The organism is Paracoccus sp. (in: a-proteobacteria) (genome assembly GCF_030538655.1).
In the GTDB taxonomy this organism is placed as follows: Bacteria; Pseudomonadota; Alphaproteobacteria; order Rhodobacterales; family Rhodobacteraceae; genus Paracoccus.
The window spans coordinates 171,924-181,238 of sequence record NZ_JAUNTO010000003.1 but is presented as its reverse complement, the minus strand read 5'-3'; the positions used below and the strand labels follow the sequence as shown (position 1 = coordinate 181,238).

11 protein-coding genes are annotated in these 9,315 nt (G+C 65.1%); 5 read left to right on the top strand and 6 right to left on the bottom strand.

All coding sequences use genetic code 11. The annotated features are described in order from the left end of the window. Window positions 1–214 precede the first annotated feature (214 nt). On the bottom strand, window positions 215–382 hold the full coding sequence (gene hemP, locus Q4G22_RS03795) for a hemin uptake protein HemP (RefSeq protein WP_303384562.1): 168 nt from the start codon (window positions 380–382) through the stop codon (window positions 215–217). A gap of 99 nt (window positions 383–481) precedes the next feature. After that, window positions 482–1,411: a zinc ABC transporter substrate-binding protein gene (locus Q4G22_RS03790; protein ID WP_303384561.1), complete on the bottom strand. Its 930-nt coding sequence runs from the start codon at window positions 1,409–1,411 to the stop codon at window positions 482–484. Window positions 1,412–1,550: 139 nt separating this feature from the next. Between Q4G22_RS03790 and Q4G22_RS03785 the strand changes: the two genes are divergently transcribed. The 4 genes from Q4G22_RS03785 to Q4G22_RS03770 all read left to right on the top strand — a co-directional run bounded on the left by Q4G22_RS03785 (window position 1,551) and on the right by Q4G22_RS03770 (window position 3,914). Further along, window positions 1,551–1,976 carry a Fur family transcriptional regulator gene (locus Q4G22_RS03785; protein ID WP_303384571.1) on the top strand — a complete coding sequence of 142 codons (426 nt, stop codon included), beginning with the start codon at window positions 1,551–1,553 and terminating at the stop codon, window positions 1,974–1,976. Next, window positions 1,973–2,764, top strand: coding sequence for a metal ABC transporter ATP-binding protein (locus tag Q4G22_RS03780; protein WP_303384560.1), 792 nt, complete (start codon window positions 1,973–1,975; stop codon window positions 2,762–2,764). The genes Q4G22_RS03785 and Q4G22_RS03780 overlap by 4 nt, the downstream gene beginning before the upstream one ends. Continuing rightward, window positions 2,757–3,539 (top strand): metal ABC transporter permease, encoded by a 783-nt coding sequence (locus Q4G22_RS03775; RefSeq protein WP_303384570.1) that lies wholly within the window; start codon window positions 2,757–2,759, stop codon window positions 3,537–3,539. Before Q4G22_RS03780 ends, Q4G22_RS03775 begins: the two co-directional genes overlap by 8 nt. A 165-nt stretch (window positions 3,540–3,704) precedes the next feature. Next, window positions 3,705–3,914, top strand: coding sequence for a hypothetical protein (locus Q4G22_RS03770; RefSeq protein WP_303360406.1), 210 nt, complete (start codon window positions 3,705–3,707; stop codon window positions 3,912–3,914). A 173-nt stretch (window positions 3,915–4,087) separates the two neighbouring features. Here Q4G22_RS03770 and Q4G22_RS03765 read toward each other — a convergent pair whose 3' ends face one another. Continuing rightward, window positions 4,088–4,900 (bottom strand): aminotransferase class IV family protein, encoded by an 813-nt coding sequence (locus Q4G22_RS03765; RefSeq protein WP_303384559.1) that lies wholly within the window; start codon window positions 4,898–4,900, stop codon window positions 4,088–4,090. A 76-nt stretch (window positions 4,901–4,976) separates the two neighbouring features. On the opposite strand from Q4G22_RS03765, the gene Q4G22_RS03760 reads away from it, so the two are divergent. Further along, window positions 4,977–5,345, top strand: coding sequence for a MerR family transcriptional regulator (locus Q4G22_RS03760; RefSeq protein WP_303384558.1), 369 nt, complete (start codon window positions 4,977–4,979; stop codon window positions 5,343–5,345). A gap of 68 nt (window positions 5,346–5,413) precedes the next feature. Here the strand turns inward: Q4G22_RS03760 and Q4G22_RS03755 are convergent, their stop codons facing one another. From Q4G22_RS03755 to Q4G22_RS03745, 3 genes are all read right to left on the bottom strand, one after another. Continuing rightward, the gene (locus Q4G22_RS03755; protein ID WP_303384557.1) at window positions 5,414–6,082 is read right to left on the bottom strand and encodes a YjbF family lipoprotein; all 669 of its coding nucleotides are present in this window, start codon (window positions 6,080–6,082) and stop codon (window positions 5,414–5,416) included. Next, window positions 6,079–8,277: a YjbH domain-containing protein gene (locus tag Q4G22_RS03750; RefSeq protein WP_303384556.1), complete on the bottom strand. Its 2,199-nt coding sequence runs from the start codon at window positions 8,275–8,277 to the stop codon at window positions 6,079–6,081. The genes Q4G22_RS03755 and Q4G22_RS03750 overlap by 4 nt, the downstream gene beginning before the upstream one ends. A gap of 112 nt (window positions 8,278–8,389) precedes the next feature. After that, on the bottom strand, window positions 8,390–9,217 hold the full coding sequence (locus tag Q4G22_RS03745) for a hypothetical protein (RefSeq protein ID WP_303384555.1): 828 nt from the start codon (window positions 9,215–9,217) through the stop codon (window positions 8,390–8,392). Window positions 9,218–9,315 lie beyond the last annotated feature (98 nt).

Sequence of the window (9,315 nt, the reverse complement as noted above, 5' to 3'; positions counted from 1 at the left end):
ACGCCAACCGCGTGCTTGCCGCTCGGTTCCGCGTCGTGTGGATGGTGATGGTCCGCGTAAGCCGCGTGCTTTTGGCTCTGGCCCGCGCCGTGAAGATGGCGATGCGCCGCGCAAGCCGCGGTTTGGTGGTCCGAAAGGGGTCGGTCCCAAGCCGGGCGGCCCCAAAGGACGCCCTCGGGGTGAGGGGAAGCCGCCGAGGGCGCCGCGGGGCTGATTACTTGGTCAGGATCAGCTTGCCCGCGCGGGTGATGCGCAGGGTGTAGACCTGATCGCCCAGCACGATCAGCGCCTGATTGCCTCCGCGCGTCAGGGCGTTTGCATCGTGCTGGGGCAGCGCCGCCAGATTGGCCAGCGCAAAATCAACATTGGTGTGGACAGTCATGGCAGGCTCCTTTGTGTCTGTCACAATGACTGACGAATCCTGTCGGGAATGTCAAAGTAATTTTGTAAGGAATTGTCCGGCCCGGCGGAGCATCGCCTGTCAGGGCGTATCGACAAGGCACATGCGCAGCGTATCTGCCAATGCGATCATCAGCGTCGGATACAGTGTCGCGCCCTGATCTTGCGCCGTGCCTTCGGGGTCCAGCGGTGCGCCGGTGCGAATCGCTGTGCCCTCGGTGATGGCGGCGATCAGGCGGGGATTGCTGATCGGTTCAGGAAAGATACAGCCCACATCCCGCGCGCTGATCTGCGCCCGGATCGCCGCAATCTGCGCCGCAGAAGGGGCGGCGGCATCACCCAATGACACCGGAATCGCGGGCATCAGCCCATAATGCGCGGTGAAATAGCCATAGGCGTCATGCATCACCACAAACGGTTTGCCCGCGACCGGGGCCAGTTGCGCGGTGATTCGATTGTCCAGCGCCTCGATCTGTGCGGCGGCGGCCTGCGCATTGGCGGCATAGGTGGCGGCGTTGTCGGGGTCGGCCGCCGTCAACGCATCGTGGATCGCCGCCAGCCAGACCTGCGCATTATGCGGGTTCAGCCAGGCGTGCGGATCGGTGCCGCTGTGTTCGTGTTCGTGGTCATGATCGTGGCTGTGATCGTCGTGCGGGTGATCCTGTTCGCCCGCCCCGAACGTCTGCCGGTGCGTGCCCTGAACCCCCAGCAGTGCCAGCGAATCCCCGCGCGCGATCTGCCCGGCAGCGCGATCAAGCCATGGCGTCATTTCTGGCCCGATCCAGATCAGCAGGTCCGCCCCCTGCAACGCTGCTGCATCAGAGGGGCGCAGTTGATAGTCATGCGCATCGCCCCCTTGCGGTAACAGCACATGCGGCGTGCCCAGATCGCCCATCACCATCGCGACCAGCGATCCGGTCACGGGCAGGTCGGTCACGACGGCGGGTGGCGCGGCAAGCGCCACGCTGGCGGTGGTGCAGGTCAGGGCGAGGATGGTAGGAAAAAGGCGCATGATTGTCTCGGCTTCTTGTGTGTGTGGGCCGGGTTGAATAGGTTACAAGATAACAAGTCAAGAAGATTGTGATAATATAACAATGAAACCTGCCGATCCCTTCACCCCTCACGATCATGCCGCCTGCGCGCGTGATGCCATGCAGGCGGCCATCGCGCGTGCCGAGGATGCCGGGGCGCGGATGACTCCGGTGCGCCGTCGCACGCTGGAAATCCTGTTGGAATCGCACCGCGCCATGGGTGCCTATGAGGTGCTGGACCGGCTGGCCGCCGACGGGTTTGGCAAACAGCCGCCTGTGGCCTATCGCGCGCTGGAATTTCTGGTGGAACATGGGCTGGCGCATCGGGTGCAGCGGCTGAACGCCTTTGCCGCCTGCCTGTCGCCGGGCCATGACCACGCGCCCGCCTTTCTGATCTGTCGGTCCTGCAACCGCGTGGCCGAATCGGATGCGCCGCAGGTCCGTGCCGCGCTGGCCGATGCCGCCGCCGCGCAGGACTTTGCCATCGAACGCAGCACCATCGAGGCGCTTGGCCAGTGCAGCGCCTGCGCCGGGGCCGAGGTATGAGCACGCCGCTGATTGCCGCCGAAGGGCTGACCGTGCTGCGCAGCGACGGCACCGGCAGCGTGCTGAGCCATGTCGATTTCCGCATCGCACCAGGCGAGATCGTGACCGTGGTCGGCCCGAACGGGTCGGGGAAATCTTCGCTGATCCGGGCCTTGCTGGGGCATATGCCGCTGGCGGCGGGGCAGGTGCGGCGGGTGCCGGGGTTGCGCATCGGCTATGTGCCGCAGCGGGTGCATATCGACGCGGCGATTCCGATGACGGTGCGCCGGTTCCTGTCACTGCCGCGCCGGGTCAGTGATGCGCAGGCCGAGACCGCGCTGGCCCGCACCGGGGTCGAGGGGCTGGGACCGCGCCCGATCACCCACCTGTCGGGGGGGCAGTTTCAGCGCGTTCTGCTGGCCCGTGCCTTGCTGGCCGATCCGCAGCTGCTGGTGCTGGACGAGCCAACTCAGGGTCTGGATCAGCCGGGTATCGTCGCCTTTTACAAGCTGATCGAGGACGTGCGGCGCGACACCGGCGCGGCGGTGCTGATGGTCAGCCATGATCTGCTGGTGGTGATGCGCGCCTCGGACCGGGTGCTGTGCCTGAACGGCCATGTCTGCTGCGAGGGCACGCCGCAGGCCGTCAGCAGCGCGCCGCAATACCGCGCCCTGTTCGGCGCCGGGGCCGAGGGCACGCTGGCGCTGTATCAGCACCACCATGACCACGATCACGACCATCTGCACGATGGCCACGATCACCACCACCATCCTTATCCTCACGATCACGCGCAGGTGCCCCATGCTTGACGATTTCATGGCCCGCGCGGTGCTGGCGGGTCTGGGGTTGGTGCTGGCGACCGGGCCTTTGGGCTGTTTCGTGGTCTGGCGGCGGATGGCCTATTTTGGTGATTCGATTGCCCATGCGGCAATTCTAGGTGTGGCGATCAGTTTTGCCTTTGGTGTGTCGGTTTATCTGGGCACGCTGGGGGTGGCGCTGGCGATGGCGTTGGTGGTGACGACACTGGCCGGGCGCGGGCATTCGATGGATACGCTGCTGGGGGTGATGGCGCATTCCGCGCTGGCTTTTGGTCTGGTTACGGCCAGTTTCGTGCCGGGGCTGCGCACCGATCTGTCGGCCTTTCTGTTCGGCGATATTCTGGCCGTCGGGCGCGGTGATCTGGCGTGGATCTGGGGCGGGTCGCTGGCGGTGCTGGCGCTGCTGGTCTGGCGCTGGCAGCGGCTGGTCAGCGCCACCGTGAACGAGGAACTGGCCATGGCATCCGGCATCGACCCGCGTGTGGAACGGCTGGTGCTGTCTCTGGCGCTGGCGCTGGTGGTCGCCGTGGCGATTCGCATCGTCGGCGCACTGCTGATCTCGGCGCTGCTGATCGTGCCCGCAGCGGCGGCCCGCGGCCTGACCCGCACGCCCGAGGCGATGGCGCTGGCCGCATCGGCCATTGGCGCGCTGTCGGTGGCCGCCGGGCTGGCCGCCAGTCTACGACTGGATACGCCCGCAGGCCCGTCGATCGTCGTTGCCGCCGCGATCTGTTTCGCCGCCGGATCGCTGCTGCGGCGTGGTTAGGCGCCGCGGTCGTTCTGTGTTACGGGTGAAATACGGTCTGGCTATTATGCAACAGTGGCGGAAAGCGGCTTGCCCGGCGGGTCAAAGTCGCTTTTCAACCGTGCGGCTTTGTGCAAGTGTCCGCTTGATGTTGCTGGGAACGGCAGCTTTCAAAAGAAACGGAGCATGATCATGACCAAATTTGCTACTTTTGCCGTCGCCCTCGGCCTGACCGCTTCTTCGGCTCTGGCCGGTGGCTACGTTGCCCCCGTCGTTGAAGTCGAGCCGGTTATTGTTGAAGAGCGTGCTGCTTCGACCAACCCCGGCCTGGTGATCCCGGCCCTGCTGCTGCTGGGTGTCATCGCCGCCGTTGCTTCGGACGACGACGACAGCTGATAATGGGATACAGATCGGTTCGCCGATCTGGTTCCAAAGGGCTGGCCTTGCGCCAGCCCTTTTACATTTCCGCAATCCTCCGGCATATCGCTGAAAGCTGGTCATTGGGGCCAATGCGGCGACCGGGATTCGGATCGCCCCTGCTTGTGCCAGCCATGCCGCGCAAGCCTATGTCAAATGTCCACTGCTGGTTCGGCCTCATAGGCGGTGCGCAACGCCAGATGAAACTGTTCCGATACCGCAACATTGATCGCACCGATTTTGCGGATGGGGACACATGGCGTCCATGAATTCATTAGGGCGGCACCGGAAAAACTGTCGATGTCCGCCAGACGAATTTCTTCGATCCGGGAACGGATGCCGATTTTGGCAAGCTGTCGATCCACAATCTGCATCGTCACCCCGTGCAAAATGTCAGCTTTGGGCCAGATGATGGATTCACCGTCCCAAAACGCCAGATTCCAGATGGTTGCTTCGGCCAATCGACCTTGTTCATCAATGAACAGCGCATCGTCGTATCCGCGCCGGGCAGCCTGACGCATGGCATAGGTTTTCATCGGTTCACCAACCTGTTTGAACTCTGCCAAGACTCTTTGATGCACGACCATATCCAGCGCGACCGGCCCAACCGGGCCGGGTGCCGCCGGGAAGGTCCGCACCAGCATAGCCGGATCATCTGGCGCCCCTTTTGCCGAAAATTCGCCGCTGCGCGAAAATACCGTTGCGGTCAGCGACAGATCGGATGGCCCGGCATCAATGGCCATCCGCAGAATATCACGCACCCGCATATCGTCATGGGCCTGCCCGAACATTGCCAGAGAGGCCAGACGCAGCCGTTTCAGATGCAGATCAAGCCCCCGCAGCTTGCCATTTCTGATCTGCATTGCCGTGAAATGGGCGAAACCGGCAAAGGCCAGCGGGGATAAGTCCTTGGCCAAGGCTTCGTGCCCGTCCAGCATGGTCACGAAGGAAGGGTTCTTTTGCATATCTCTGCTCCTCAAGTGTTTTACGTTGATGAGCGGGGGTATAAACTGTTACAGCGCTGTAAGGGTCAAGGACGAAATGAAGATTGGCGAGATGGCGGAAAAAACGGGCATCAGCATCCGAATGCTGCGTTATTACGAAGAACAGGGCCTGATTTCGCCGGGCAGGACGGGTGCGGGATACCGCGACTATGGGCGGCGTGAACTTGTCACGGTCGAACGCATCAAGACGCTGGGTGCCTGCGGGATGACTTTGCCCGTGATCCGACGGTTCCTGCCCTGCGCGCTGGACGGACGAAGCAGCTTTGAACCATGCGATGAGCTTCGCGACATTCTTCAACGCCACATTGACGATGTGGATGAACAGATGAAAGAACTGGACGAAAGCCGGGCGCTTTTGGTGCGGCTGTTGTGTGACATCGACACAAGGGTGAATGGCGCAACATAGGCAATGCGGGGCGCATAAAAAAGCCGGCCCAAGACCGGCTTTTTGTGGAAAGAAACGGCACGCGCCTGTCAGGGGCGCAGCGTTTCAATGGTGATATAGCCCAGCCCCGGCCCGGCCCATTGGCGCGAGACCATGATCTGGCCGTTTTGCACGATATAATTGTTCTGGAACCGCGCGCCATGGCCATTACAGGTTTCAATGGTGACGCCGGGTGCCGGACCCGGCCCGACCTGGCAGGTAAACTGCAAGGGTCGCTCCAGCCCGTCGCCGCTGTAGATGCGCAGCACCCGCTGGCCGCTGCCCGACCGCCCGGTGCGGATCAGGGCTTCGGTCTGCGCCTCGGTCACGGACAGATCGTTACCCAGCCCGCGCGTGCCCGACAACATCCCGCCGCGCAGGATCACTGCCTGTTGCGAACTGGTCATATAGGTGCGCATCGCCCCGTTCTGGCCGGTCATCGCCATGATCTGCGTCTGACCCAGCGATTCAAACCCGGCGCGGATCAGCGGGGCGGGGTTTACCCGCAACGCCTCGGCCGCGGCCTGTTCCGCCGTGCGGGCGGGGGTGGGCGTGGCGGGCTGTTCGGGCGTGGCGCGGCGTTCAGCCACCACCTGCGTCGCCGTGCGCGCGAGGATGCCCAAGGGGCTGGCCCCGGCCTCGTCCCCGCTTTCGTTGCTGCACCCGGCCAACGTGGCGATCATCCCGGCCAGCATTGCGATCTTGGTTGCGCGGATCATCGCCAGAACCTCCCCCAGCCTTCGTAGAGTTTGACGGAATGGCTGTCGCGGATGGTGTCATACAGCCGGTCCTGCACCTCAAGCCGGGCGCCGCCGTCGCGGGACAGCGACCGGATCGTGCTGCTGGCGCGGTTGCGTGACGGCTGGCCGGTGGCCCAGCTGATCGGGATCGACAGCGACACGCCCTTGTCGAACGAGCCTTCGCCGAATTCCTCGGCGCTCATGTCGGTTTTGGTGGCAAAGGCGCCGATCCGCCAGCCATTGGCGAACTCGCGGGTGACGGTGACGGTCGCGCCGGTGTCGCCCGCCAGATAGCGGCCCACATCCAGTTGCGCGGTATAGCCCTGTGCGAATTCGTAATAGGCCGAGACATGGCCGGTGGTGACTTCGTAATCACGAAAGCTGAACAGCCCGTCAAAGTCGCGCTTGCGCACCCGGTTCACCTCGACCCCGATGGCCAGCGGCGAATCGACCCGTTTCCACAGGATTTCGGCGGAAACGCCGCCATAGGCGCGTTCCAGCAGGCCGCCGGTGACACGGGTATAGACGTTCTGCGTGGGATGCGCGAACCAGGCCAGCGTCAGTTCCGGGATCGTGGGGCTGTGGTTGCCGGTATACATCCGGGTATCCGAACGCACCCGCTGCACCCCCTGCGGCGTCACCTCCAGCGAGGGATCGGCCTCGTATTGTTCGGCGGTGTAATGTTCGCCGCGCTGACCGGGGATGCCCGGCCCGCGCTGACTGGTGTTGCCGATGACGCGCTGACGGATCTTGCCCGACAGCACCAGCCCCGGCGCGATTTCATAACGCGCCCGTGCCTCGGCCCCGGCTTCATAGCGCAGCGGTTCCTGCGGATCGAACAGCCCAAGGTCCAGATACGGTCCCACGCGCCAGCGCAGCCGGGGAAACAGGTCGGGCGTCTGCACCAGACCGGCGGGGTAGGGCGTGGCGTCGGTCAGGCTGGCCACTGCGGCGATCTGCCCTGCCTCGGTGTTTTCCAGCCGTTCGACATCGCTGCGCCGCAGGGTGACGGAGGACGCAGGCATCCCGTTCGCCGACGACGTAATCACCAGCGTTTCCACCGAAGGCGGCAGGGCGCGGGTCATCAGCCGGGCGGTGCGGCCGATCGCTTCGGCCTGCTGGATGTAACGCTGGTTACGGATGCGCACCTCGGCCCGGTTGCCGGTCAGCACCATGGATTCCAGCAACTGCCCCTCTTTGGACAGCGCATCGGCCAGCGCGGTCTGAATGGCGGGCTGCGCGGTCGGATCGGCAGCCCATTGGCCCGACCAGCCGTCCGGGTCGGCGGCGGGGGCAGGACGCGGACGCACCGGCGCGGGGGCCTTTTCCAGACCCGAGGGATAGGGCGCCTCGCGCGGGTTCAGCGCAAAGGAAAACTGCGCGCCGATGGTTTCGCCGCCAATGGTATACAGCCCGGCCTGATAGCCGCGCCCAAAGTTATAATAGGCACCAAAGTTCAGATGACTGGCCGGTTCTTTGTCACCTTGCTGGATGTCCCAGGTCTGGTTGCCGCGTCTGTGAATGGCGCGATAGGTGTCGTTGGAATATTCGGCCACCAGCGTCAGCCGGTCACTGGCCTGCCACGCGACCGAGGCAAACGGCTTGGCGCTGCCCCGGAACCAGTCATCGACGCGCGGCTTGCCGCCTTCGTCATCGACATCCAGCGTGCGCGGATCGCCCGCCAGCGTGCCCCAGCCCACCCCGACCGAGGCGCTCAGCCGCGGTGTCAGGGTTTTGGTGGCGACGATATATTCGCCGGAATAGACCCCGGTACCCATGAAATCCTGCAAGCCGATGGCAACGGCGGGGCGCCAGCCCTCGGTATCTTCGTCCAGGGCCTGAAAGCGCAGATCGAAGGACCGATCCCAGATATGACCCAGATTGTTGTGATCGCCCACCCCCTCGATCCGGGAATAGCGCAGCACGGTGGTCAGGCGCGGCATGGCCTGAAACACCACGTTGTTGCGCTGCGCATAGTCGGATTTGGAAATCGTTGCGCCAAGGGTGCCATCGGGCAGGCGCTGCGCGGTGGGCGTATCGACGCCGCCGGGCAGGCCATAGCTGTTCATGACCTGCGCAGGCTGTGCCAGCGCGATGCCCGAGGGCGTGCCTGCGATGATCGCCACAGGCAGGGTTGAGGCCATAAGGCGGCGGAGCAGGCGGGATCGGGGCATAGGCTGTCCTTCGTCGGCGGCGGCGTGGGCCGGATGACCCGGTTTTATGACAGGTTTCGACCTGTGTCAGCCCGCCCGATGACGGGCGGGCAAAATGATGTGCTGCGACCTGTTATTCCGCAAAGGGTGAGGTCAGCATCGGCGGCAGGTCCGGCGTCAGCGTGGACGAGGGCGTCGCCGCAGGCGTTTGCGCCGGTGCAGGCGTTGCAGGTGCTGCCGGTTCAGTCGCCGGAGCCGGGGTTGCCGGTGCCGGTGTCGATGTCGGTGCGGCGGGCGTGGCCGGGGTGGATGCGGGCGGCGTCGCGGGCGTGGTGGTTGGCGCAGGCGTCGTCGCTGGGGTTTCTGCCGCCGGGGCCGTCGAAGGGCGCGCGGCCGGGGCTGGCGTTGCTGCCGGGCGTGTCGCAGCGGGACGGCTGGCGGCCGGGCGAGCAGTGGCTTGCGGGGCCGGGCGTGGCAGGGTGCGCGCCTCGGCCGGGGCGGCGCAGCCGCTCAGCGTGCGGCCACCGGCGCGCAGGCTGGCGGTCATCGGCGCATTGCCGCAGGCGGTGCCACGGATGGTCAACGCAAAGGGGGCGCCGTCCAGCACGCCGACATATTCAACGCCGCGCGCGAAAACCAGACGGTTCACCGCCACGCTGCGCGGGTTGCCGCCGCGCCGGTATTGCGCCACGTCGCCCTGAATTTCGACCGACCAACCCTCGCCCTGCGCCATGAAGGAACGGGTGTCCACGGTGCTGGCCTCGGCGGTGGCGACGGCGCGCTGTGCGGCACCCGCGATCTCGATCGGCTGTTGCAGGGGCGATACCTCGGGCGGGCGCGGTGGGCCTGCCTGTTCCTCGGCCGCCGCCGGTTCTTCGGCGGGTTGGCGGCTGAGGTTGGCCATATCGCAGGCCGCCAGCGCAAAGGGCAGAACGGCCAAAGCGGCCAGACGCATCTTCATATCAATATCCCCCGAAAATCCGGTCTGTTTTGCCGACAGCGTTACAAAGCCACGCCACGCCCGTCCAGCGCAAAGCAGGGCAGGCGGCGGGGATCGGT